Genomic DNA, 25,871 nt, shown 5'->3' with positions numbered 1-25,871 from the left:
CACCTCGAACCGATTCCGGAGCTCCAAAGACTGAAGCTCCGAGACAATGGCCCAGGCCGTCGACGCCCGAAGGCTGGTCGGGCAGGCGATCGGAATCCTGACGGAACGCTTCGACGTCGACCAAGACCGCGCGTTCTCGATCCTCAGGCGCTACTCCCAAGGCACCAACACCAAGCTCCACGACGTCGCCCAGCACCTCATCGACACCCGCAAGCTCCCCGACCCTGACCAGTAAATGGCCGACGAGCGTGCGCTGAGCGCCTCGGATTGACGGCCGGGTCCGACGGCTGCCTCAGGGTAGGTCGAGATCGCGCCGATGGAAGTTGATGCTTCCAGCAACTGTCAACGCGACGGCCAGTGCGAAGAGCACGATGAGAGGTATCGCCTCGATGCTGGACAGCGGCATCGCGATCGTGTGGCCGAAGGGAGAGAGATCCGCGAACAGGTCCGGCAGGCTCAGCAGCGCGCCGAACATGCCGAAGAAGAACGCGTAAGCGACCACGAACCACGCCCACGTGGATGCACCCGGCCGCAGCCCGAACAACGCCGCGCCCACCCCGATCACGACCAGCACCGCCGGAAGGTAGGCGAGCATCGCCACAGTCACCTCGAGTACGACGCTGCCGTTCGCAGCACCGGTGACCGCGCCGATCCCGACACCGAGACCGCTGACAAGCAGCAGTACGACGGAGCCAAGGGCCGTGAACCCCAGCCACGAGGCGATCCACCGCCGTCGGCTGACGGCGGTGGCCAGCGCGGCTTCCGCGTGACCCGAGCGTTCTTCCGACTTCAACCGCAGTACCGAGGTAACCGCGAACGCGGCGACCATCAAGGCGAAGAACAACGCCATCGCCCCGAAGAACCCGTCGGTCGGGTCCTGCCCGTTGGCCGCGAACACCTCCCCCATGTCCGGGTTCTCCGCCACCGCCTCCGAGATCGAGTCACTCAACGATCCGCTGCCCAGCGCGAACACGAACAAGCCGATCCCCCACCCGATCAGGCCGGTCCGCTGCTGACGGACCGCCAGGCCGAACGGAGACGACAACGACGGCGCGGCGTCCGCCTTCCCCAACCGCGCCGGCAGCAGACCGGCACCGACATCCCGCCGGCCAGACAGCGCATAGCCGATCGCCACCGTGCCGACGACGACGCCGATCGACAACAGCAACGGCCACCACCGCAGGTCGACGAACGGCCGCATCTGCTGCGTCCAGGCGAGCGGCGAGAGCCAAGAGATGACGTTGCCACCGGGCTGCGAGGCGTCCCCGATCGCACGGAGCAGAAACGCGCCACCGACGACTGCCATCGCGAGGCTGGACGCCGCCCGGGCGTGCTCGGTCAGCTGAGCCGTCACCGTCGCCACACCGGCGAACACCAAGCCGGTCAACCCCAGACCGAGACCGACCGCGAACGAATCCGCGGTGGACAAGCCGCCGCTCATCATCGCCAGCGCACACAGCAATGCGACGCCGACGTTGGCGATGACCGCGACGATCAGCGCAGCCAGCGGAGCCGCGTGCCGGCCGACCACGGCTGACCGGATCAGCTCCGCACGGCCGGTTTCCTCTTCGGCGCGGGTGTGACGGACCACCAGGAAGATGCTCATCATCGCGGCCGGTACGGCGAGCCACAGCACCATTTCGTTGGTGATCATCGCGCCGAGCGTGTAGTCGTCCAGACCGTACCCAGGGCCCGACATCATCGTCGCCGCCGGCGAATCCATCAGCTCGGCCCGCACCTGACGCTGCTCCGGCGTCGAATACACGGTCGGCAACGCGGTCACGGCGTACAGCATGCCGAGTCCGATCGCGCCGACCCAGATCGGCAACTTCACCCGATCCCGGCGCAACGCGAGCCGGACCAGGTCAGGCGTCGCGGTGAGGCTCTCACGCCGGGTCGTCATGACTCCGCCCCGACCAGCTCGTCGCCGTACTGACGAAGGAACAACTGCTCCAGCGATGGCGGAGCACTGGTCAGGCTGCGTACGCCGAGACCGCCAAGGACCTGTACGACGGACGCGATCTCGTCGTGATCGACATCGAAGCTGACGACGCCGTCGACGGCCCGCAGATCGTGGACGCCGGGGATCGATGCCAACCGGCTCGCGTCGCCATCGAGGGACGCGATGATCGTCGTACGGGTCAGATGCCGCAGCTCGACGAGAGTGCCGGACTGCACAGCCTGGCCCGCGCGGATGATCGTCACGGTGTCACACAACTTCTCCACCTCGGCCAGAATGTGGCTCGACAGCAGGACCGACCGTCCGTCCGCTTTGGCTTCGGCGATGCACTCCTGGAACACCGTCTCCATCAAGGGATCAAGACCGGACGTGGGTTCATCCAGCACCAGCAGCTCGACGTCGGAGGCAAGCGCCGCGACCAGCGCGACCTTCTGCCGGTTGCCCTTGCTGTACGTGCGCCCCTTCTTCGTCGGATCGAGCTCGAACCGCTCCAGCAGTTCGGCCTTGCGCGACTTCGCGGCACCGCCACGCAACCGCGCCAGGAGATCGATCGCCTCGCCGCCGGTCAGGTTGGGCCACAGGCTCACATCGCCTGGCACATAGGCCAACCGCCGATGCAACGCGACCGCGTCGTCCCACGGGTGCAGACCCAGGACCTCGACGTACCCGGAGTCGGCCCGTAGCAGGCCGAGAACGACCCGGATCGTGGTGGACTTGCCGGCCCCGTTCGGGCCGAGGAACCCGGCCACCTGGCCGGATTCGACGGTCAGGTCGAGACCGTCGAGCGCCTTCACCTGACCGAAGGACTTGTGCAGTTGCTGAATCGTCAGGGCAGCAGTCATCGCTGAACCTCTTCGCAGTGTTTCCGGGATGTCCCGGCGTGGATGTCGTCTGGTTGCGCCTGCGCTGCGGCAGGGCTGGATCGGCCTACGGCTTCGCTTCGCCGACCGGCGGATCGCAGACGTACATCAGGTACTCGTCGAGCATCTTCCGGTCGACGAACAACCCGTCGGTGAACAACTCGAGCGCAGGCAAGGTGATCGCGTCCGAGATCTGCCGCAACTCCGTGCGGAAGTCGTCGACCTCGCCGAAACCCGGGTGCACCGATATCCACAACATCAGCGAGCCCATCCCCTGGTAGGTCAGGTACCGCGCCCGACCAGCCGGATCCCGGCTCGGCCGGATCAGGCCGCTCTCCACCCCGGCGGCCAGATACTCCTCCGCATCACGACACATCTGCTCCATGAACTCCGTCGCGAGCTCACCACCGGCCTGCAGACTGCGCAACGCGTACATCGCTATCGGGGCGTACTCCTCCACCTCCGCCAGCTGCGCGATCATCCCCGCCGGACTGCCGGTCGTCGCCTTCAGCTTCTCGGCCCGGATCACGCCCAGCACATGCGCATCGCAGGCCCGGCGCAGCCCTTCCTTCGACCCGAAGTGGTGCACCACCAGCCCCGCGGTCACGCCCGCATCCGCCGCCACCGCCCGCAATCCGGCCGCGAACCCGTCCCGGCCGTACCGCAGGATCGCGGCATCCCGGATCCGCTCAACCGTCGACTGCCCGCCGGCACCGGCCGACGAGCCACCACGAGCCTCGGTTGAACGCATGTTCAAAGACTAAACGCGCGTTCAGTCCAGGCACAACTGCCCGACTCGATCCGGATGTGCGTGCTGACGGCTGCGTTCGGGCGACGGGTCAGCAACCGCCCGAGATTGCCCGCACAGTCACGGTCTGCGGTTACCTGGGTTGCAAACTGCGCCAGGCGGCGACGAGCATTGTCATCTCGACTCAGTACCTGTTGTTGAGCTCGGTCGGCAGCACAGGTGATTGAGCGCTTCGGCTGGCTCGCGCATTGAGCATCTGTTGGCCGCGGAGGTCAGGCGTTGAAGCTTCGGCGGGCGGCCTCGATGTGACCTAGGTACCGGCGGGTCCAGCCGCACATTCCGTCAACTGTCGCGCGCAGAGCCTGGCCCGGCTCGGTGAGGGTGTATTCGACCCGCGGTGGGACGGTGGGGTACACGGTGCGCTCGAGCAGGCCGTTGCGCTCCAGCATGCGCAGGTTCTGGGTGAGCATCTTGTGGCTGATGCCCTCGATCTCTTTCCGAAGCTCGCTGAATCGCAGGGTGCGATCACCGAGACCCTCGACGATGAGGAATGCCCACTTGTTGGCGACGTCCGAGAAGATCTCCCGCGCCAAGGAGTCCGCACGCGCCAAGTCCGCATCCTCGGGCGAGCCGGTGAACTGCTTGGTCACCATAAGGTTCTCCAGTCACTGAAAAGTGCGTTCTTCCATTTCACCCGCCACTCTCCTACGGTTTCTCAGTAACCACAAGAGAGTACGAGCGTGTTGGTCGGGCGGACCCGAGCCCGCGGCGCTCAGGACGAGGAGATACGCAGTATGGCCATCACCTTTGTGAACCCCAGCGGATTACCCAAGATCGACGTCTACCGGCAGGTGTCGATCGCATCCGGGTCGAAGCTGGTCTTCATCGCCGGGCAGGTCGCATGGGATGCCGAAGGGGTCACGATCGGCGAAGGCGACCTCGCTGCCCAGGTCGAGCAGTCTTACCTCAACGTCGCCACCGCCCTGGCCGAGGTCGGTGGCTCCTTCGACGACGTCGCGAAACTGACGTTCTACGTCGTCGACTGGAATCCCGACAAGATGCCTGCGCTCCTGGAAGGGATCTCGCGGGCAGCCGCGAAGCTGGGAGTCACCCCGGCCCCACCGACCACGCTGATAGGCGTTGCGGCACTCGACGTCCCCGACCACCTGGTCGAGATCGAAGCCACCGCGATCCTCGACTGAACCGACACCTTCGCTCGCTTCGGCTGGAGGCTGATAAGCGGGAGGCTGCTGACCGTCAGGGATAAGGCTGGAACGTGCCCGACGGGTGCGCCGACCAACCCGCGGCTTACCGTCGTGATGTGGACCAGTCTCGCCGGACAGGCATGAACCCAGAAGAGCACAGTCCCGGACTCCTGGAACTGCTCACAGGATCGGACCGACATCGATGGACTCAGTTCGTCCCGGGGCGACCATGTGCGAGGTCCGCGGCGCATGTGGCCTCGAGGTCTCCGTCCGTCGATTCAGTAGGAGCACACTGACGACTGCCCAATCTTACGGATACCAGCCTCGCACCTTGACCGCTTCCGTGGGCCGGAAGGCGGCGCCAGAAGTGAGTGCAGCGTTCAGCGAGCCTCCTTTCTTCATCGGCTCGAAGGGTCGCGGCACGATGAGGTCAGGGTGCGTGGGTCGATGTGGAGTTTCGGTCCGCCGGTCGCGTTGTCGGGGCGCCAGCCGGACAGCACATCACCCGCACGGTCTAATGGGACGACACCGGCGACGCACGGCGCCGGGTCGACCCGCCCGTCGCGGTAGGCATCGATGGTGCCTACAATTCCGGCGGATGCCCCGAGGATCCCGACGACGGTGATGTCCTTGAGCGCGATCTCCCGCGTGTCGACGGTGCTCGGCGTGACCGAGAGCCCGATGAGGACTACGCGACGCCCGGGCTCGACAAGGTGTATAGCCGTAGCCGGGACCACCGCGCCGTTGGAGGCGTCGACGATGGCGTCGAACGGCTCGTCAGGCAGGTCGTCCAGGGTGGAGCAGCCACCGAGCGCGCTGCCCCGAGCGAACTCCAGCGAAGGTCCTGGTACGCCCGCGAGGTGCACGCGCACCCCCGCTGCGACGGCGAAGGCGGCGACCATGAGTCCAATGGTGCCGGTGCCTACGACGAGAAGGCGCTCACCGCTGTCCACCTCCGCGGCCTGGAAGGCGCGTAGCGCATTGCCTCCCGGCTCGACCATCGCGCCGGCAGTGTCGTCGACGCCGTCCGGTAACGGGAGCAGCGCTCGGCACGGAACCCGCAGCCGTTCGGCGAGTGCGCCGGGGAACTCTCCTCGGATGCCGATCTCGGAGCGATCGTCGCAGACGTGGTTCCGACCGGCCCGACATCGGCGGCAGCGCCCACACCCCAGCATGGTGTCGCCGGTGACCCGGCGGCCAAGCCAGGTGCCGTCGACGCCGTGACCGACCGCCGAGACTGTGCCGCACCACTCGTGGCCGAGCACCATCGGGTAGCTGGAGTATCCGAGCCTCAGATACTCCATGTCGCCGGTGAAGAGCTCGACATCGGTTCCGCAGATCCCGACGCGGGCGACGTCGACTACGACCTCACCTGGGCCCGGCACCGGATCAGGCAGCTCGTCCACCTGGGCCTTCCCAGGGCCGACCAGGACCAGCCCTCTCATGGTCGGGTTACAACGAGCCACTCGGCACCGGGCTTGCCTAACCGCATGAGCTTCATGTTCTGCATTCTCTCCTTCGCTTGCACTCAGGGCTTCCCACTCTTCGATGATCGGATGGGTGTATCTCGACCACCCGCACACAGGTCGTCCATCAAGTGACAGCGGACCTGCCAAATCTCCCTGCAGGGCGGACACGACATCCCCAATCCTGTGGACAGCTGATCTCCCTTTCCACGGACGGTTGGGCCGTCGTGTCGGTCCGATGTAGAGCGTCCCTCCGGACGTGCCAGTACTGCCAGGTGGGGCAGGTCCGGCGAGCGTGATGGAGACGAGTACGAGAGGTCTGCGTCGCCTCAGGAACGCGTCCCGACAGCATTCCGTTAGAACGCGATCGTCGCCTCCAAGTCAGCAACCGTCAGAACAAGATGTGCGCATCAGCCGATCAGGTCATCGCACGGGCCAGGGCTTCGATCACTGAAATCCCGCGGGACCAGTCGCCCATCTCATTGGTCAGATAGGCGAAGCCGAGTTTCGCGTCGGAGTCGGCGAAGGCCACCTGACCGCCGGCGCCATCGTGTCCAAAGGAGGTCGGCGATAGGTACGGCTGCCAATCGGACGGAATCATGACGCCGGCGCCCCAGGCCTGGTACGGCGGCGGTCCGGTCACGAAGCGTGGTACACCCACACTGCGCGGCTCCCGAAGCGCCTTGACCATGTCATCACTGATCAGCCGCACGCCGTCGGTCGGCGTGACGGTCGCCGACCAGATCTTTGCCAACCCGCTGGCGGACGCGATACCGCTCACCGCGGCCAGCTCCGCGGCGTGAAGTGGCCGGCTGTTGAACGACTGCGGTGTGATCCCGCCTAGAAAGTTTCCGGCGCGCTCGGACCAATAGATCGATTCAGGGTCGCCTGTCAGGGCCTCCGGCGGTGATGGGTCTTCGACCAGCCGGCTGACCCGATGTTCTTCCGACTCCGGAAGGCCGATCCAGGCCGCCGCCTGGAGAGGGCCTGCGATGTAAACGTCGAAGCAACCGCTGATCGACTGCCCGGCAGCAAGCCGGACCAACTTGCTCGTGATCGCACCATGCGTGACAGTGTGGTACTGGTGGTGCTCGCCCGGCGGCCATAGCGGCATCTGTTCGGCTAGGACGTCAGCCACCGTCAGGTCGTCCAATGCGTCCTCGAGGCTCAGCTCGCGGCGCGGGGCCGACAGGCCCGCTCGATGCGCCAGCGCATCACCGATCGTCACCACTTCTTTGCCATAGGCACCGAACTCCGGCCAGAGGTTGACGACGGGACTCTCGAGCGATGGAATCGTGCCGCGTTCGATGAGCATGGCTATGAGCACGGACGCGAGGCCCTTGGTGCACGAGAAGATCACCGACAGCGTGTCGAAACCGAAAGGCCGTCCGGTACGTGCATCGGCCACTCCGCCCCACAGCTCGATGACCGGCACCCCGTCAATCCAGACCGACATGGCCGCGCCACTGCTGTCATCGTCCGGAATCGTTCGGAAGAACGCATCGGCTACCGCGCCAAAACCGGGTGCTACTACCGGATCGCTCATCGCGCCCATCCCCTTCAGTGGACGACCACGCGGATACGACCCAGGTTCTGCGCCCGCCCGAACGCAGTGGTGGGATGGCCCTCGCGTTGCGAGGCGACACGCAGCGCCGGGAAGTAGGTACCTGGCTTGGTGTAGGTAAAGCTGGTCCTCACCTCCACGGTCGGCTTTGGTATGCCGAGTCTCATGGGAGTGAAGGTGCCTGTACCGAAGAAGTCCCACTCGGTCGCCACGACTTTGCCGGTCGCGGGCGGCACCTGGATCCGAGCCCGGAAGGTGACCGGGTGGCCGGCGAGCACGTCGATGCGGTCGCGGCCATTGACGGTGAGGTCGACCACGGGCTGGATCCCACGACGCTCGACCGCCCGAGCTGGGACGCCGATCTGGCCGTTCACCGCGTCGTACTGCGTCGATCCTGGCGGCGCGATGCCGTGCTCGACCCAGGCGCTGACATCGCGAACCGCCTGCTGCAGGATGCCGGTGTACGCGACGATCCGCGTGGCCCGATGACCGCTGACGGCGCCCTCGCCGTGGTCGGCGTTGTCGTTGTACCAGACGCGGAAGGTGTCGGCGAAGCGGTTGCCCAGAGCCTCTTTCACCCGTTGGGCGTACCAATCGGCGTGCCACGGGTAGGCGTCGACGTCGAGCAGGTTCGCGACCACGATCACCTTCCCGGTGATCTGGCCGGTGTAGCGGCCACCGCCGGTGACGCCTGAAGTGATCATTGGGCCGATCTCGACCGGCCGCTGCGGGTGGATCGGCGTTCCATCCGGTGCTCGGAATTGATCCCACGCGGAGTAGCCCGGTCGCTTCGGCACCTGGTGCCGGTGGTACGACGTGAGTGCGACGGCCCATCGGTTGTCGATGCGCAGCCTCTTGCCGACGGCAACGGCGTCCAGCACGTTCGCCGGGTTGCCACTGCCGATGGTGAAGACCTTGGCGTCCAGTGAGCCAGACAGCGATCCGATCTTGGTGGATCCGTCGTACAGCGTGAAGTCAGAGCCCGCCTCGATCGACGATGGTGCGCTGTCGAGGACCAAGCTCACCGGCTTGCCAGTCGCATCCCGGTTGACTTGAGTGATCACGGCCATGTGGTCCACCTTCGCCGCGCGGACCAGTCCGCCCAGGGGCGACTGCTCGGCGCCGAGGTAACCCGGTTTGCTCCAGAAGTCGTCCACGTACGTCGCGTCTGTACCGCGGATCACAGAGCCGAAACCGAGCAGACCATCGGTCGTCTGCAGACCGAGGAGATACGAGTAGTCGTCCCACGCCCGCAGCGGCACGCCCATCTTCGTCACCTCCCGCAGCACGTCCCGCTCTGTGGGGTTGAGGCCGGCGAAGGGATCGCCGCTGCCGCCCGGACGTACCGCGTTGGCAATCTGCGGCGCGCTGTCCTTCAATACCAGTCGGGCGAAGGCGCGGACGAAGAAGTTGTTCGGGATCGAGGTCGGCACTCCAGGGATGAACGGTACGGCGCCCTCCCACACGCCCACGCTGTTCTCGATCGCGCCGATGGTCTGGAACGAGCCGCCGCTGCCGCCGTAGATGTATCCGTGGATCCGCCGGTCGGGATCCCCGTAATACCGGGCCGCGACGGTCTTGGCGAACTTGGCGGCTGCGGCATCGACGCGGTAGCCGCCGTCGCCGTTGGTCTGCACCGTGTAGGCGCCGCTGTCCACACCGAAGGCGATGGTCTCGTCAGTCGCGGTCTCATCCTGGAACAAGGCCAGCGGGTAGACCTTGTGGAAGAACCGTCCTTGCCACCGGTTCTGCGGCGGATAGTAGAAGTTGAACTTGTACTTCGTTCCTTCGAAGTGCCCGGACACCTTGCGGTGCGGCACGGGGGTGTTCACGTCCTGCTCGGAGTCGATGACTGGGCGGTTGTACAGCGGATCGACGCAATCGGCTGTGATCCAGAAGGGGCCACCGGCCTCGCTCGGCGCGCACTCGGTCGCGGGTTCGGTCGCCGTGGCGCTCGTGCTCGAGGCGACCAGAACGACGGCAGCGGTCAGCACGGAGGCGACAACGTGAAGTGGCCGGCAGCGGGCAGAAGTGATCTTCATCAGGGTGCTCCCGATAGGTCGGTGGGCTATCCGGCCAGTGCGTCCTGCATCTTCTTCAGTGCGCTCTCGGGACTGTCGTCGCCAAGCAGCATCGACTGCACCACCTTGTTGAGCGTCGTCTGTACTACGGGGTTCGGCCAGGTCGGAAGGGTCGAGAATTTGCCCGACGCAACCAGTTTCTCGAACTGGTAGAGCTCAGCCGGCGGCTTGAACTGGTCGTTGGGAATCGCGGGCACCGAGCCGAACTCCGCGGCGTAGTGGTTGATGTTGTCCGGCTGAGCGAGGAACTCCAGGAATGCCTTCGCGGTCGCCGGATTCTTCGCCTTGGCGTTCACGGCGAGCGTGTAGCCGGGCAAGGCCGGCATGTAGGTGTCGGCCGGGTTGTCGGTCGCCGGCATCGCGGCCAGAGCGAACTTCGATCGTGGTGCAGTCTTCTGCAGGGTGCCCATGACCGCGCCGACGTCGACGACGCCGAGCGCACGTCCGGCGGCGACGGCATCGCCGCCCTGCTGCCGGGTCCGGCCCAGCGCGCCGTCACCGAAGCACCCCGCGTCGTGCATCTTCTTGTACAAGTCGAACTGCTGCTTCCACGCGGAGTCCTGGAAGGTTGCCTTGCTATCGAGCTGCTGCTGGGTGAACTCTGGGTTCGGCCCGTACACGAGCGTGCCGGTCTGAGCGAACGACAGCATCTGCGGGCCCGCGGACACATCCCCGAGACCCTGAGCGTAGGCGTAGATACCGGCACGCTTCGCGGCCGCGCAGAGATCCAGCACCTCGGTCATGGTCTGCGGGATACTCAGCTTGAGTTGGTCCAGCTTTGTCTGGTTGTAGACGGCGCCCAGCCCCTGCACCGCTCCTGGATACGCGTACGTCTTGCCCTGATAGGTCACGTCAGGGCTCCATTTCTTGGGTACAGCGGACGCCCACGACGAGTCGGACAGGTCGAGCAACCGGTTCTGCGAGGCCATGGTGACGACGTTGACGTTGCCGCCGTTGCCCGGGCTGCCGCCGGGGAATGTCAGCAGCAGGTCCGGAGCGGTCCCCGCCTGGAGTTGCGTCGAGATCAGACCAGCGACGTCGCCTCCGGCGTAGTTGATCTCGACCTTTACACCCGGGTGCTCCTCCTGAAACGCCTGCGCCGCAGGGTCGAGGGCCTGCTTGTAGGCTGCGTCGAACACGCCTGTCAGTGTGCCGCCGACGGTGCCGTTCGCCGCCGGAGCCGCCGCGGTCCCTCCATTCGAGCACCCGCTGAGTACCAGCGCTCCGATCAGCATGGTTGCCGCGACTCCGCGTCCGGTCCGAATCTTCATCGCTGTCTCCAATGTCTTTGTCATTACGGTCTTAGCCCTTCAGGCCGCCGGCGAAGCCACGGATCACGTAGCGCTGGAAGGCGAGGAAGATCACCAGGATCGGAATCATCGAGATGATCAGGGCCGCGAAGATGAGGGCCCAGCTGGTCGAGTACAGGCCCACGAACTGGTAGATCGCGACCGGCAAGGTGTTCCGATTGCTTCCCGCGAGGTAGAGCAACGGCGTAAAGAAGTCGTTCCAGATGCCGACGCCGTTGAGAATGACCAGCGTCCCGAGAACCGGCCGGAGCAACGGCACGACGACATGGACGAAAGCCTGGACATCACCACACCCGTCGATCCGCGCAGCCTCCTCGAACTCGGTGGCCACGCTCGATCGAAGGAAGGTCGCCACCAGGAAGATCGAAAACGGCATCTGCACTCCGGCGTAGCAGAGCACCAACGACCAGACGGTTCCGAGCAGGTGCAGATCCCGCATCGTCAGGTACAGCGGCAGGAGCGCGACCTGAAAAGGCAGCAGCAAACCGATCAGGAAGAAGTAGAACGTCGCCGTCGAAAGCCCAGCCGTCGACCTGGCCAGTGGGTACGCCGCCATCGTCGAGAACACCAGGATCGCCAGACACGACAAGGTCGTCACGATGATGCTCGTGACCATCGCGCTGCCCAGCGAGGACTGGGTCCAGGCCGTGACGAAGTTGCCGGTCGTCGCTCGTGAGGTGGGCAGGTACGCCGGCGACACGTCGTCGACCGGACGGATCGCCAGGTTGACCAGGACGTAGATCGGCAGCAGGAACAGCACGGTCGTGCCATATGAGAGCCCGTGCCGGGCGACACTTCCGGTTCGCGACGAAATCATGCTTTCCTCTCCTGCCGGCGCAGAGCGGCGAACTGGATGAGCGACAGCACTGCCACACCGATGGTGAGTACGACGGCCAATGCCGCCGACCGGCCGTAGAACCCGAACTGCGAGAACAGCTGATAAATCAGAGTCGAGATCGTCTCGGTCTTGCCGGCCGGACCGCCGGCGGTGATGGCGAAGATCTGGTCGAACAGCTTCAACCCGCTGATGAGTCCGAGCATGAGGTTGATGGTGATGGCCGGCGCGAGCAGTGGGCGGATCACGTACCAGAACCGTTGCCACGTGCCGGCGCCGTCGAGAGCGGCCGCCTCCAGTTGCTCGGGTGGGATGTTCTGCAGCCCGGCCAGATAGATGACCATCGTCGATCCGGTGAACTGCCAGACCACGACGAAAACGATCACCCACAGAGCCAGGCCCGGCCGCGCCAGAAAGTCCACCTGGTCCAGCCCCGCAGCCTTCAGAATGCTGTTGATCGCGCCGATGTCCGGCGATCCGAAGATGTACTTGAACAGGTAGCCGCAGACGAGCGGAGACACCAGCATGGGCGCGAAGATGATGCTCCGAAGGACGTTCCGGCCCGCGATCCGACCGTTCAGCAGGAGCGCGAGCAGCAGGCCCAGCACATTCTGGGCGACGACCGCGACGAGCGCGATGAACAGCGTCCGCAGCGCCGCCGTGCCCGCGTCTCCCTGAAAGATCCTGACGAAGTTGTCCAGACCGACGAAGCGACGGTCCAGCGAGTATGCCGACCAGTTCGTCAGCGACATGTAGGCGCCCTGGGCCGTCGGCGAGACGACCACGACGACGTACAGGAGGACCGCCGGGAGGACGAACCACCACAGGTTGCGTCCGACGGAGCGCATCCGCCGTTGTGAGCCAGGCGCGCGCGGCGGGCTGGAAGGACTCCCGATCGACTGCGTCGTCTCAAGCGTCGTCATTGCCACCTCTTTTGCGGCGCCGATGGTGTGCAACGTTCTACACCAACGATGGATGGCGCCCATGGAGTCGGATTGTGTGCAACGTTCTACGCCCGGACGTTACGAACACGATTGAAACGAGTCAAGAGCTCGTCGAGGTTCGCCGTTGTAACGGTTCTGCAACACCGAGAGCGGCGGGAGTGGGACCGGGCGAAACTACCTGGGGCTCGTGGATCGCCGGCGAGTTGCAGTATCTGCCGCAGCAGCCGCGCTCGTGCTGCGTGGCAGCAGGCGCGGTGCGACGACGTAATGCACAGGCCTGGTCCGGCCGGCGATCCGCTCCAGGAGAAGCCTCGCGCTCGTCGCCCCGGTGAGGTGTCCGGACTGGTCCACCGTCGTGAGCGAGATACGGCCGATCGTCGACACGTAGATGTTGTCGTAGCCGACGATGCTCAGGTCCTCCGGAACCCGGTACCCGAGCTCTTCGGCCGCCCGCAGGGCTCCCAGGGCCGCGATGTCCGCGCCGCCGAAGATGGCCGTTGGCCTCGTGGACCTGCCCAATGCTTCGACGGCGGCGCGGTAGCCGCCATCCTCCGACCAATGGGTCTCGATGACGTCGGGCTCGAGCCCGTTTCGTTCCATGGCTTTCACATAACCGTCGCAGCGCGCAGTCTGCGACAGCACGAAAGGCCGCTTCAGACCGCCCGAAGGATGAGTGAGGTGCACGATCCGCCGGTGCCCGAGAGCGGCGAGGTGATCGACCATAAGGCGAGCGCCTTCGTAGTCGTCGTCGACGACGCTGTCATAGTTGTCGCCGCCGCCATGGCGCGCGACCACCACGGTTGGGACGCTCGCCGTGAGCTTCTCCAGCCAGGACTGACTGACGAACGGAGCAATCAGGACGAGTCCGTCCACCTGCCGGTCCACGAGCGCCTCGATGCCGCGCTTCTGGCCCTCAGCCAGGGCACCTCCGACGGTCAGGATCGCCTGGAAAGGACTCGAGTCCAGTTCGGCACTGATGCCGTCGACGACCTCGGGCTGGAACGGTGACGACAGCTCGGTGAGCATGACGCCGATGGTGAAGGACCGGCCGCGCATCGCCCGTGCGCCGGTGTGCGGCCGGTAGCCCAGCTGCTCGATCGCATCGTTGACCCTTGCCCGCATCTCGGGACTCACGCCATAGGCCGCACGCAATACCTTGGACACCGCCGAGGGCGACACTCCGGCCGCCTGGGCAACATCCTGGATCGTGGCCCTGCGGGCCGAGCCTCTTCGCATGGTCAGAAGTCTACCGAAGGTGCTGTATATCGTTGCACTCATCAAGCCGCCGGACCGTTGACTTCTGCCGAGATCCTTGTGTAGAACGTTGCACACAACTCGTGAGATGTGGAGTCCTGACATGGCCATGGCTGCGGCACCCGAACCGCCCCGGTTCGAACATCACACCGGCCCGGTGCTCGGCCTGGGAACAGACAGACCTCGGCTCTCGTGGTCGATCCCGACGGCGGAGCCCGCATACGAGCAGACGTCGTACGAGATCGAACTGACCCGCGACGGGATCACCGAGCGGCACCGAGTCGACAGCCCTCACCAGATCCTCGTGTCCTGGCCGGCGAGGCCGCTCGCTTCTCGCGAGGCCGCAACCGTGCGGGTCCGCGTTGCACACGAGGGGAGTTGGAGCGAGTGGAGCGAGCCGGCGATCGCCGAAGCAGGGTTGCTCGAGGTCGCCGACTGGACTGCCACGTTCATCAGCCCTGTCGGCGTCGGCGCGTTGCACATGCCGGCGCCGATACTGAGTGGCTCGATCACGATCCCCGGGAACATCCGCAGCGCGCGCCTCTACACCACCGCGCACGGCGTCTACGTCGCCACCCTCAATGGCAGGCGGGTCGGCACCCAGGTCCTCGCGCCCGGCTGGACGTCGTACCGGACCCGGCTGCGGTATCAGACGTACGACGTGACCGACCTGGTTCACGGCGGCGAGAACACGCTCGAGTTCCTGCTGGGCAACGGGTGGTACCGCGGCCGCCTTGGATTCAAGGGAGAGCGGGCACTGTACGGTGACCGGCTCGCCCTGCTGGCGCAGCTCGAGATCACCACCACGGACGGGCAAGTGCACGTCCTGGCCACGGACGGATCGTGGACCGCGCGCGAGAGCGAGATCCTGGCCGACGACCTGTACGACGGCCAGCGCACTGACTTACGCCGACGCGACGGTGAACGGCGGCCGGCCGCGGGCGGCGTCGAGCTGATCGACGGCGACCTGACCCGGCTGGTGGCGCCCGACGGTCCTCCCATCAGGGTCACGGAGGTCCGGCCGGCTCAGCGATTATGGACCTCACCTTCGGGCCGCAGACTGGTGGATTTCGGTCAGAACGTGGTCGGATGGGTCCGGCTACGGGTCCGCGGGCTTGCGCCGGGTAACGAGGTGACGGTCAGGCACGCGGAAGTCCTCGAGGACGACGAGCTCGGAACCCGCCCGCTACGAACCGCCGAAGCCAAGGACACCTACCTGGTCGCAGGCGACGGCGAGGAGACGCTCGAACCCGAGCTCACCTTCCACGGCTTCCGCTACGCCGAGATCACCGGCGTAGCGGACGTGGACCCAGCGGACGTCGAAGCGGTCGTGATCGGCTCGGACCTTCGCCGCACCGGCTGGTTCACCTCGTCGCACGAATTGCTCAACCGGTTCCACGACAACGTCGTGTGGAGCATGCGCGGCAACTTCGTGGACGTACCGACCGACTGCCCCCAACGCGACGAACGGCTCGGCTGGACCGGCGACCTCCAGGTCTTCGCACCTACCGCGACCTTTCTGTTCGACACCGCCGGGTTCCTCAGCTCGTGGCTGGCCGATCTGAGCACCGAGCAGCAGAGCGACGGCTCTTTGCCCTTCGTGGTGCCAGACGTACTGCTCGACCACTCCCCTGCTGCGGCCGCTTGGGGTGACGCGGCAACAATTGTCCCCTGGGTGCTGTATCAGCGCACCGGAGACCGCGGGATGCTGGAACGTCAACTCCCGAGCATGCGTGCGTGGGTGGACAAGATGACCAGCCTCGCCGGCCCCGACCGGCTGTGGTCCGGCGGATTCCAGTTCGGCGACTGGCTCGACCCGACTGCGCCCCCAGACGCTCCGGGGGACGCGAAGGCCGACCCCGACGTGATCGCCACCGCGCATCTGGCACGCTCGGCCGAGATCGTCGCCGAGGCCGCTCGAATACTGCACCGCCTCGACGAGGCCGAGCGCTATGCGGCGCTGGCGACCGAAGTCCGGGAGGCGTTCGCCCGTGCCTATGTCACGCCTGCCGGACGGATCCTGTCCGATGCGCAGACTGTTTACGCCTTGGCGATCGAGTGGACTCTGCTGCCACGGGAGGTCCAACGGGTTGAAGCAGGCCGGCGGCTGGCACAACTCGTCCGGGAAAGCGGGTACCGGATCAGCACCGGCTTCGTGGGGACGCCAGTCGTCGCCGATGCGCTGACCTCGACTGGCCACGCGGACGTTGCCTATCGGTTGTTGTTGCAAACCGAATGCCCATCGTGGCTCTACCCGGTGACGATGGGGGCCACGACGATCTGGGAGCGCTGGGACAGCATGCTCCCTGACGGCAGCATCAACCCCGGCGAGATGACCTCATTCAATCACTACGCCCTCGGCGCCGTTGCTGATTGGTTGCACCGCCGGATCGCCGGGCTCGCTCCGGCCGCGCCGGGCTACCACGAGATCGTCGTACAGCCGCATCTGTCACCAGCTCTCACCTCGGCGTCGGCTCGGCATCTCACGCCGTACGGCGAGGCCGGCGTCGCGTGGCGGCTCGCGGACGGGATCTTCCACCTCGAGATCCGTGTCCCGGTCGGAAGCACAGCACGGGTGCACCTGCCCGGCGGAACCAACCCCCAGCTCGTCGGACACGGCGACCACAGCTGGGACGTCGTCGCGCCCCTCGACGAACCCCGCGCACTCGCACCGTCCCTTACAGAATGAGGTCCGCAATGCCGAATGCGCAGTACCGCGACGCAGGCCTGTCCGCCGACGTCCGAGCCAACCTGCTGCTGCGGGAGATGACACTCGAGGAGAAATGCCATCAGCTCACCTCGGTGATGCCCTGGACCCTGGTTAGGCCAGACGGCTCCGACGCGGATTCGACCGCTGCGTCGCTCCAGAACCCTCCCGGGCATGTCGCGCAACTGATTGTCGACGACCCAGCCCGCCTGGCCGACCTGGTCGGCACGATCCAGCGTCGGTTCGTGACCCGGACCAGGCTCGGCATCCCGGCACTTTTCCACGCGGAGGCACTCAACGGCCTCCTTGCCGGCGGCCACATGTCGTTCCCGACCGGCACCGGCCTGGCCGCAACCTGGAGTCCTGGACTCATCGAGCAGATGGCCGATCTGATCCGGCGGCAGATGCGTCGGACCGGCATGTCGCACGCCCTGTCGCCAGTCATGGACATCGCCTTGGATCCTCGCTGGGGGCGTGTCCACGAGACCTACGGTGAAGACCCGTACCTGTGCGCCGCGTTCAGCGTGGCCTACACCCGTGGTCTGCAGGGTGACGATCTCACCCAGGGTGTCATTGCCACCGGCAAGCACTTCCTCGGCTACGGCCTTCCGGCCGGCGGCGTGAACACCTCCGCGTACGACGCCGGCCCGCGCCGGACCCGCGACCTGTTCGCCTACCCCTTCGAAGCAGCGATCCAGCTCGCCGGCCTGAAGTCGGTGATGAACTCGTACGCCACCGTCGACGACATGCCCGTCGGCGTTTCCCGAGAGGTCCTCACCGACCTGCTTCGCGGAACCCTGGGCTTCGACGGCTTCGTATCCTCGGACTACACGACCCTGGACCAGGTCGTCGAACGCCAACGGGTCGCCTCGACCCCCGGAGAGGCAGCCCGCCTCGCGATCGCCGCCGGCCTCGATGTCGAGCTGCCCAAGCCGTACGCCTACGGCACACCGCTGATCGAGGAAGTACAACGCGGCCTCGCAGACGTTCGGTACGTCGATGCCTGCGTCCATCGTGTCCTGAAGGCCAAGTTCGAGCTCGGACTCTTCGAGAATCCCTACCCCGCCGAAGACATCGACATCGCCGCGGTTGCGGCCGAGGGCAAGGACCTCTCCGAACAGCTGGCCGAGCGATCAATCGTGCTCGCGAAGAACGACGGAATTCTCCCGCTGACCCGCGGATCCCTGAAGGTTGCGGTGATCGGCCCGCACGCCGACACAGCTCTACGGCAGTTCGCGACGTACACGTACCCGGCGTGGCGCGAGGCGGTCAACGCGATGTCCCGTGGGGACCTCGGCAACATGCTCGGCGCCGAGGAGATCATCGCCTCGTGGTACGAGGCCTTGCTGGCACCGGTCGATCCGGAGAAGCTCGCGCGCGACCGCTACGGAGCTCGCACGCTGTCGGACGAAATCGCCGAGTTCGCTTCTTCCGTACAGATCGAACATGCTTCGACGTTCACGCAGCCGTTGAGCCCGGACGCCGTGGGCCGAGCCGTCGACATCGCGAGCGATGCCGACGTCGTCATCCTTGCGCTCGGGGGTGCGAGCCTCTGGTTCAACGGCGAGCGCACCGAGGGTGAGGCCAGCGACTCCGCGGACATTTCGCTACCCGCAGCCCAAACCCGCCTCGCCGAGGCGGTCGCCGCGGCCGGCAAACCTCTTGTCGTCGTACTCGTCCAAGGGCGCGCCTACGCGTTGCCCGACGTCGTCAGGAACGCCTCCGCGATCGTGATGGCGCCGTACGGCGGTCCCTTCGGGCCGAAGGCGATCGCGAACGTCCTCTTCGGCGCTGTCAATCCCAGCGGCAAGCTTCCGTACAGCATCCCACGCCACACCGGGCAGGTCCCGGTCTACCACCACCAGCACGCGGGCACCGGCTACCGCAACCCACTACCCCCGAGCGTTCCCCAGCACTACCTCGACCTGGAAGCCACTCCCCTGTACCCGTTCGCGCACGGCCTCAGCTACACCGACTTCGATCTTGACGGCCTGTCCGGCGATGCGGAGATCGACACCGATGGCGTCGCCCGGATCGGCGTGTCCGTGATCAACACCGGTGCTGTCGGTGGCGCCGTTGTCGTGCAGCTTTACCTTCGCGTCGAAACGATCGGTGTCACCCGTCCCGCACAGCAGCTCGCCGGCTTCTGCAGAGTCGTGCTGGCTCCAGGCGAGTCCCGGCGCATCACCTTCAAGGTCGCGGCGACGCAGCTCGGCTGTACGAACCGGTCCCGCGACTTCGCAGTCGAGACCGCGAACGTCGAGTACTTCATCGGATTCGACTCCGACGACCGGCGCCTCGAAGGTCACTTCCAGCTGGTCGGGGAGCCGCGCGTACTGACCAGTGCGCAGCGCTCCTTCCTGTCCGAGGCGACGATCTCGCCCGCCTGAGTGCGGCGCCACCCACGAAAGGAAACCTCTGTGTCGCGAGTTCTCTTCGGCGCTGCCTACTACCCCGAGTACCAACCCGGCGAGCTGCTGAAGACCGATCTGGACCTGATGGCCGAGGCACGCTTCTCGGTCATCAGGGTCGGTGAGTCCGTCTGGTCCACCTGGGAGCCGCAAGACGGCCAATTCAATCTGGACTGGCTGCAGCCGACACTAGACGGTGCGCACGCGCGGGGCATCGGTGTCATCCTCGGCACACCCACCTACGCCGCTCCGCCCTGGCTGGCCCGCCTCTATCCGGAGATCGCCGGCGAGGAGTCGACTGGGCAGCGCATGAGTTGGGGCGCCCGGCAGGAGATGGACTTCACTCACCCCGCTTTCCGGTTCCACGCCGAGCGCATCATCCGCAGGGTGGTCGAGCGCTACGCAGGTCACCCGGCGGTCATCGGCTACCAGGTCGACAATGAGCCGGGCCTGCACCTGCTGCACAACCGGGGCGTCTTCCAGCGCTTCGTGAATCGGTTGCGTCAGCAGTACGGCGACGTACAAAGGCTGAACGAGGAATGGGGTCTGGTCTTCTGGTCGCATCGCCTCTCGGACTGGGCGGACCTGTGGACACCCGACGGCAACGCCCAACCACAGTACGAGCAAGCCTGGCGGCAGTTTCAGGCCGACCTGGTCACCGAGTTCATCGCTTGGCAGGCCGAGATCGTCCGCGAGTATGCCCGGCCCGGACAGTTCGTCACGACCTGCATCGCCTACGGCAGACCAGCCTTGGCTGACGAGGAGCTGACCCGGGCCCTCGACGTCACCGCTGGGAACTTGTACTACGGGATGCAAGACGATCTGCTTCTGCCCGCGCCGCCGGAGCAGAGACAGCGCTGGCACAGCAAGGACACCTGGGCCCTTTACCGAGCGGCCGACCGAATTTACTCTTCCCGCCAAGCGCCCTTCTTCGTCACGGAAACCAATGCCCAGGGGATCGGCCCTTCGTGGGCCAGTCAACCCGGCTACGACGGACAGCTGCGCCAGGCAGCCTGGGCGCTCGTCGCCCGGGGCGCGTCGATGATCGAGTACTGGCACTGGCGGACGCTGGCGTTCGGCGCCGAGACTCACTGGTACGGCGTTCTGCCACACAGCGGCCGTCCCGGCCGCACCTATCGGGAGCTTGCTCGTATCGGGGCTGAACTGGACAGAGCAGGCGATCTGGTCGGGGATCTGGTGCCGGACGCCGATGTCGCGATGCTGTACTCGCAGCCGAGCGAATGGGCCTTGGCCGCCCAGCCGCCGCTCGGCTCGCCCGCAGGCGGACCGGATCGGCGCTCGTACGAGACCATCTTCGACGCGTTCTACCAGGGCGCGTTCGACGCGCGCCTTCAGACGCGGATCCTGCATGCCGCGCAGGCCGTCGCCAAGGATCCGGCTGAAGTCGCCGAGAGACACCCGGTTCTTGTGGCCGCCGCGCTGTACGTGAGTGACGACGCCACTTTGGACTGGCTGGCCGGCTATGCCGAGGCCGGCGGCCACCTGATTCTGGGGCCGCGGTCGTGCTATGCCGACCCCGAGGTCCGGGCCCGCCGCGACACTCAGCCAGCCCGTCTCGCCGAAGCGGCAGGCGCCTGGTACGACGAGTTCAGCAATCTCGATGCCGAGTTGGCGGTGCAGGCAGCGGACGGATCACAGCTCGCAGTACCCGAAGGCGCTGCCGGCACCCACTGGGCGGACGGGCTGTACGCCAACGGCGCCGACGTACTCGCCGGCTACAGCCACGCTCACTTCGGGCAGTTCGCAGCCCTTACCACCAAGAGCTACGGCAAGGGCCAGATCACCTACGTCGGCACTGTCCCCAACCTTGCCCTGAGCGCTGCCCTGTTCCGATGGCTGGTGCCAGACGCCGGACCATGGAAGAGCCTGCCGACAAGCGTCACCTCCACTGGCGCCACGGCCCAGGACGGCCGACGGGTCCGGTTCCTGCACAACTGGAGCTGGCAGAAGATCACGGCCACAGTGCCCGTCGCCGTACACGATGTTCTCGATGACACCGACTACGAATCCGGCACCCAGGTGCAGCTAGGTCCCTGGGACGTCCGCGTCCTCTTGGAGAAATGATCACGATGGCATACGGCCCTTCATCAGTCGTGGGCGAGGTACTCCGTAACGAGCAGGCCGCGGCCATCGTCAGGAGGTACTTGCCTGGCCTGCAGAGCGAACTCATGCGTGTCCAGTGCATGCGCGGCACCCTCGAGCAGGTCACCGGCTTTGTGCCAGACATACGCACCGACCCGGCGACCCGCGAAGCCCTCTACTCCGAGCTGGCCGCGGTCGAGGCAACAACACACATCCCAGCGGCCCAGACCGATGCACCGCTGCCGCCATCCCCCGACTACGAGTCCTCGGATGTGCCCAGAGGCAGTGCCGCCCTGATCAAGCGCACGCACTCCACTCGCTGGCGAACCTTCGAAGTAGAACTCCACGGGCCCGCACACGGCAACCCCTATACCGACGTCATCCTCTCGGCAGATTTCCGCCTCGGTGAGCGCAACCTCACGGCCCAGGGCTTCTACGACGGCGACGGCGTCTACCGCATCCGATTCATGCCCGACGAGGAAGGTACCTGGACGTTCCGAACCTCCAGCAACGCTCGCTCGCTGGATGGGGTCGTCGGAGACGTCCACTGTGGGCCGGCCGCCGGCGAAGACCACGGACCGGTCCGAATCCACGGCTTCCACTTCCGTCACGCCGATGGAACCCGCTATCTCCCGATCGGCACCACCGCCTACGCGTGGACGCAGCAGGGTGACGCACTCGAGGAACAGACCCTTCGGACCCTCGCGTCAAGTCCGTTCAACAAGCTCCGGATGTGTGTGTTCCCGAAGTCGTTCGTGTACAGCACCGGCGAGCCGCCGCAGTACCCCTTTGCCGGCTCGCCGGATGACGGCTGGGACTTCCTGCGCCCCAACCACGCGTACTTCCGCCATCTGGAGCAGCGCATCGCGCAGCTTGCCGAGTTGGGCATCCAAGCCGATGTCATCCTCCTCCACCCCTACGATCGTTGGGGGTTCTCAGACATGGGTGCCGCTGCGGACGAGCACTATCTGCGGTACCTCGTTGCTCGGCTCGGTGCCTATCCGAACGTCTGGTGGTCGCTGGCGAACGAGTACGACCTGATGTGGGCCAAAGACACCGCGGACTGGCATCGCTTCGCCACCCTGATCCGGGAGAACGATCCGCACGGGCATCCGATCAGCGTCCACAACTGGGTCGAACTCTGGGACAACAGCGTGTCCTGGGTGACCCACGCCAGCATCCAGGACTCTCCGGCCGAGATCACCGAATGGCGCTCCCGCTGGCGCAAGCCGGTGCTGATCGACGAATGCGGCTACGAGGGCGACATCGAATGGGGCTGGGGCAATCTCACCCCGCAGGAGCTCGTCCGGCGCTGCTGGGAGGGAGTAGTCCGGGGTGGCTACGTCACGCACGGCGAGTGCTTCCTCGCCGACGACGACGTTCTGTGGTGGGCGAAAGGTGGGGTGCTCAAGGGCGAAAGCCACGCCCGCCTAGGAGTCCTGCGGAAGGTCCTCGACGAACTCCCGATCGACGTCGACGGCATCGACCCGCTCCCGGGCGACTTCGACCTCCTCATGGGCGGTGTCGAAGACCGTTACTACCTCATCTACTTCGGCCACATGCAGCCCCGCCGGCGGACGGTCTCATTACGTCCTGGGACGCGTTATCGGGCCGATGTCATCGACACCTGGAACATGACCATCACCCAACTCCCCGACACCTACGAAGGAACGTTCACGCTACCGCTTCCCGGACGCCCGTACGTCGCCATTCGCCTGCAAGCGCTCGAGGAGTGAACAAGATGCCTGCGGCCAGTCGTCGGAGCCAGCCATGCCGGTAGGCGCCTTCCGCGAGGTCCTAGGGATCCCATCCATTCGCTGGCAGCTTGCCACGTCGATCGTCGGCCGCCTCAACCAAGGCATGGCCGGTTTCGCGCTCCTCATGCTCACCACCGAGCACTCGACCTACGCCGTGTTCAGCGCCGTGTCGGCAGCCGGAGTCGCGGGCACGTTCGTAGCCGGCCCACTCCTCAGCCGAATGGCCGACGCCCGAGGACGCCGCCGAGTGCTCGCCGTCACGGCAGTCCTCTACTCGCTGACGATGAGCGCGATGGCGCTGGTACCGCCGCATCCGATCCTGCTCGTTGCGCTCTCTCTGCTCGCAGGGCTCTTCACGCCGCCGATGACAGCCACCGTGCGCGCGGCCCTGCCGGCGCTTGCCGGGCCCGACCGGCGCCAGACGATCTTCGCGCTCGAATCAACTCTGCAAGAACTGATCTTCGTCCTGGGGCCACCGACCGCGGCCCTGTGCGCCGTCATCGGCGGACCACGGCTAGCCGTCGGCGCCTGCGCCGTACTCGTGCTCCTGGGGACGCTCGGTTACGTTCGTGATGCCAACGTGGACGCAGGCCGGCTGCCGGGCAGCAGGGTCGCGGGCCGCGGCGCGCTCCGCTCGCCGGGTGTCCCACGGGTGCTGATCGCAGGAACTCTGCTCGTATTCGCGTTCAGCAGCGAGGTCATCGGCGTCGTGGCAATGGTCAGCGGAGAACGCGCAACATCGCGCTCGGGCCTCGTCGTGGCGGCCGGGAGCCTCGGCTCCCTCGTCGGCGGTGTGGTCTATGGAATGCGCAACCGCCATCGCGCCCAGCTGCGCCACCTGATGCTGTTCGTCGCGATCGGATTGGCCGCCCTCATCGTCGCTCCTAACCCCGGAGTACTGACAGCTCTGCTGTTCTGCTGGGGATGCACCGTCGCCCCAGCGATGTCCCGGCTACTCGAACGCCTGTCGGCGAAGACGCCAGCCGAGTCCGCGACCGAGGCGTTCGGCTGGATGAGCGGTGGCTTCGCGGCAGGAAACGCCCTCGGTACCGCGAGCAGTGGGCTGCTGGTGACGGCCTACGGTGCTCGCGCACCGATCATCGCGGCCTGCGTCAGCACTACCCTCGCAGCCCTGATTTGTGAGCGGTGGCCGCTGTTGCAACGCCGCAGCCGTTCCTCCACCGTGCGAGAGGAGATCTCATGAGCAACACCAAGACAGCGCTCGTGACCGGAGCGGCCAGCGGGCTCGGTGCGGCGACCGCACAGCGGCTGCGCGCCGACGGCCTCGAGGTCGTCACCTTGGACTTACACGGGGCCGATGTGTGCGCCGATGTCACTGACGAGAACGTCCTGGCCCGGGTGGCCGATCAGATCGGAGCCGTTGATGTGCTCATCAACTCCGCCGGCATCGTCGGCCCCAACAAGCCGCTGGTGGATACCACCGCCGACGAGTGGAGACGAGTACTTGACGTCAACGTGATCGGCACAGTCAACACCATGAGGACCTTCGTCCCTGGGATGCGCCAACGGGGCTGGGGCAGGGTCGTGAACTTCGCCAGCATGGCCGGGAAGGACGGCAACCCCAACTTGTCGATCTACTCCGCGTCCAAGGCCGCGGTCATCGGGCTCACCAAGTCCGTGGGCAAGGAACTCGCCACTACGGGCGTCCTGGTCAATGTCATCGCTCCTGCGGTCATTGCCACCCCAATGAACGACGACACCGACCCGGACGTCCTCGCCCGCATCACCAGCCTGATCCCCATGCAACGCGTAGGCCGCCCCGAGGAGGTCGCCGAACTGGTCGCCTTCCTCTCCTCGGACCGCCTCAGCTTCTCCACCGGAGCCGTCTACGACATCAGCGGCGGCCGCGCGACATACTGAAAGACCGTCAGCCGATGTGCGGTCGAAGTTGGGCCGCCCGTGCCCTGCGCGTCGCCGACGACCCTCCTCGTCGGTACGGCGTTCCTGCACGTCCAACTCGAGGACGACCGTAGGGACCACCTCGACGAACGCCTCGCCGCCCGCGACGTCTTCCTCGCCCACCAGAACCGACCCGACACCCCTGGCCTCGCCGCGATGGCCGCCATGCTCACCACCTGGGGCCGACATTACCGAGACCGACGACCGCACCTACCGCTTCATCCTCGAGCTCGCCCTGGCCGGCGCCCAATCCCGCCTCTCGTCCAGCCGGGAAACCTGACGCCTTGCCGTTCCCTGTCGATCAGGCGCAGGGTAGAGGAATCGGAACCGCGACGGAGGGAGCTGACATGAGTACGACGCACACCGAGGCAACGGACCACGAGCACCTGCCCGGCGACGGATGCCAGACAGTCGAACACGAGGACCACCTCGACCACCTACACGGCGACGAGCGCCACCCCGAGGCGAAGATCCACACCGCCCACGACATGACCCACACCCCCGACGACGGGTGCGAGACCGTCCTGCACGGTGACCACGTGGACCACGTGCACGACGGCCACCGCCACTACCAACACGGCGACCACGTCCACGAACACTGAACGTCCCGCCGACTCGATCGCCAGGCCGTCAGCGCCTCGGTGGCCGATCAACCAGACGAGCCGATGGATCGGCCGGCTATCGATTCCAGCTGGGCACGAACCACCGGCAGCATCCAGCGAAGTGGTTGCTCGAGCACCTTCTTC

19 protein-coding genes and 1 pseudogene are annotated in these 25,871 nt (G+C 66.2%); 9 read left to right on the top strand and 11 right to left on the bottom strand.

Translation table 11 applies throughout. The annotated features are described in order from the left end of the window. Positions 1-40 precede the first annotated feature (40 nt). Positions 41-235 (top strand): annotated as a pseudogene (locus tag V9K99_RS23120) (ANTAR domain-containing protein); the annotation flags it as partial. Positions 236-292: 57 nt separating this feature from the next. On the opposite strand, the gene V9K99_RS23115 reads toward V9K99_RS23120, so the two are convergent. From V9K99_RS23115 to V9K99_RS23100, 4 genes are all read right to left on the bottom strand, one after another. Then, positions 293-1,903 carry an ABC transporter permease gene (locus V9K99_RS23115; RefSeq protein ID WP_337006281.1) on the bottom strand — a complete coding sequence of 537 codons (1,611 nt, stop codon included), beginning with the start codon at positions 1,901-1,903 and terminating at the stop codon, positions 293-295. Continuing rightward, positions 1,900-2,802 (bottom strand): ABC transporter ATP-binding protein, encoded by a 903-nt coding sequence (locus V9K99_RS23110; protein ID WP_337006279.1) that lies wholly within the window; start codon positions 2,800-2,802, stop codon positions 1,900-1,902. The genes V9K99_RS23115 and V9K99_RS23110 overlap by 4 nt, the downstream gene beginning before the upstream one ends. Before the next feature lie 85 nt (positions 2,803-2,887). Next, on the bottom strand, positions 2,888-3,571 hold the full coding sequence (locus tag V9K99_RS23105; protein ID WP_337006278.1) for a TetR/AcrR family transcriptional regulator: 684 nt from the start codon (positions 3,569-3,571) through the stop codon (positions 2,888-2,890). A gap of 269 nt (positions 3,572-3,840) precedes the next feature. Further along, complete coding sequence (locus V9K99_RS23100) at positions 3,841-4,221, bottom strand: winged helix-turn-helix transcriptional regulator (protein WP_337006277.1); 381 nt, start codon at positions 4,219-4,221, stop codon at positions 3,841-3,843. A 141-nt stretch (positions 4,222-4,362) separates the two neighbouring features. Here V9K99_RS23100 and V9K99_RS23095 point away from each other — a divergent pair, with 141 nt between their 5' ends. Next, complete coding sequence (locus V9K99_RS23095; protein WP_337006275.1) at positions 4,363-4,770, top strand: RidA family protein; 408 nt, start codon at positions 4,363-4,365, stop codon at positions 4,768-4,770. A gap of 401 nt (positions 4,771-5,171) precedes the next feature. Here the strand turns inward: V9K99_RS23095 and V9K99_RS23090 are convergent, their stop codons facing one another. The 7 genes from V9K99_RS23090 to V9K99_RS23060 form a co-directional block, all read right to left on the bottom strand. Continuing rightward, on the bottom strand, positions 5,172-6,218 hold the full coding sequence (locus V9K99_RS23090; protein WP_337006273.1) for a zinc-dependent alcohol dehydrogenase: 1,047 nt from the start codon (positions 6,216-6,218) through the stop codon (positions 5,172-5,174). 439 nt (positions 6,219-6,657) lie between these two features. Beyond that, complete coding sequence (locus V9K99_RS23085; protein WP_337006271.1) at positions 6,658-7,785, bottom strand: serine hydrolase domain-containing protein; 1,128 nt, start codon at positions 7,783-7,785, stop codon at positions 6,658-6,660. 14 nt (positions 7,786-7,799) lie between these two features. Beyond that, positions 7,800-9,845 carry a PKD domain-containing protein gene (locus V9K99_RS23080; protein ID WP_337006270.1) on the bottom strand — a complete coding sequence of 682 codons (2,046 nt, stop codon included), beginning with the start codon at positions 9,843-9,845 and terminating at the stop codon, positions 7,800-7,802. A 26-nt stretch (positions 9,846-9,871) separates the two neighbouring features. Further along, a complete protein-coding gene (locus V9K99_RS23075) occupies positions 9,872-11,155 on the bottom strand; it encodes an ABC transporter substrate-binding protein (RefSeq protein WP_337006269.1) in 1,284 nt (427 codons plus the stop codon). Between the two features lie 31 nt (positions 11,156-11,186). After that, complete coding sequence (locus V9K99_RS23070) at positions 11,187-12,011, bottom strand: carbohydrate ABC transporter permease (protein WP_337006268.1); 825 nt, start codon at positions 12,009-12,011, stop codon at positions 11,187-11,189. Next, complete coding sequence (locus V9K99_RS23065) at positions 12,008-12,952, bottom strand: carbohydrate ABC transporter permease (RefSeq protein WP_337006267.1); 945 nt, start codon at positions 12,950-12,952, stop codon at positions 12,008-12,010. The genes V9K99_RS23070 and V9K99_RS23065 overlap by 4 nt, the downstream gene beginning before the upstream one ends. Positions 12,953-13,147: 195 nt before the next feature. Further along, positions 13,148-14,209, bottom strand: a complete 1,062-nt coding sequence (locus tag V9K99_RS23060; protein ID WP_337006265.1) for a LacI family DNA-binding transcriptional regulator — start codon at positions 14,207-14,209, stop codon at positions 13,148-13,150. A gap of 121 nt (positions 14,210-14,330) precedes the next feature. On the opposite strand from V9K99_RS23060, the gene V9K99_RS23055 reads away from it, so the two are divergent. From V9K99_RS23055 to V9K99_RS23025, 7 genes are all read left to right on the top strand, one after another. Beyond that, entirely contained in the window at positions 14,331-16,916 is a 2,586-nt protein-coding gene (locus V9K99_RS23055; RefSeq protein ID WP_337006263.1) for a family 78 glycoside hydrolase catalytic domain, read from the top strand. An 8-nt stretch (positions 16,917-16,924) separates the two neighbouring features. Then, positions 16,925-19,324 (top strand): glycoside hydrolase family 3 N-terminal domain-containing protein, encoded by a 2,400-nt coding sequence (locus V9K99_RS23050; protein ID WP_337006261.1) that lies wholly within the window; start codon positions 16,925-16,927, stop codon positions 19,322-19,324. A gap of 30 nt (positions 19,325-19,354) precedes the next feature. After that, entirely contained in the window at positions 19,355-21,430 is a 2,076-nt protein-coding gene (locus V9K99_RS23045) for a beta-galactosidase (RefSeq protein WP_337006259.1), read from the top strand. Continuing rightward, positions 21,427-23,184: a DUF5605 domain-containing protein gene (locus tag V9K99_RS23040; RefSeq protein WP_337006257.1), complete on the top strand. Its 1,758-nt coding sequence runs from the start codon at positions 21,427-21,429 to the stop codon at positions 23,182-23,184. Before V9K99_RS23045 ends, V9K99_RS23040 begins: the two co-directional genes overlap by 4 nt. A gap of 34 nt (positions 23,185-23,218) precedes the next feature. Beyond that, positions 23,219-24,409: an MFS transporter gene (locus V9K99_RS23035; protein ID WP_337006255.1), complete on the top strand. Its 1,191-nt coding sequence runs from the start codon at positions 23,219-23,221 to the stop codon at positions 24,407-24,409. Then, a complete protein-coding gene (locus V9K99_RS23030) occupies positions 24,406-25,086 on the top strand; it encodes an SDR family NAD(P)-dependent oxidoreductase (RefSeq protein WP_337006254.1) in 681 nt (226 codons plus the stop codon). The genes V9K99_RS23035 and V9K99_RS23030 overlap by 4 nt, the downstream gene beginning before the upstream one ends. A 386-nt stretch (positions 25,087-25,472) precedes the next feature. Beyond that, the gene (locus tag V9K99_RS23025; RefSeq protein WP_337006252.1) at positions 25,473-25,727 is read left to right on the top strand and encodes a hypothetical protein; all 255 of its coding nucleotides are present in this window, start codon (positions 25,473-25,475) and stop codon (positions 25,725-25,727) included. The last annotated feature ends 144 nt before the right edge of the window (positions 25,728-25,871 follow it).

It is taken from the genome of Kribbella sp. CCNWLW201 (genome assembly GCF_037203805.1).
Lineage (GTDB): Bacteria > Actinomycetota > Actinomycetes > Propionibacteriales > Kribbellaceae > Kribbella.
This window is presented reverse-complemented; position numbering and strand designations above follow the sequence as displayed.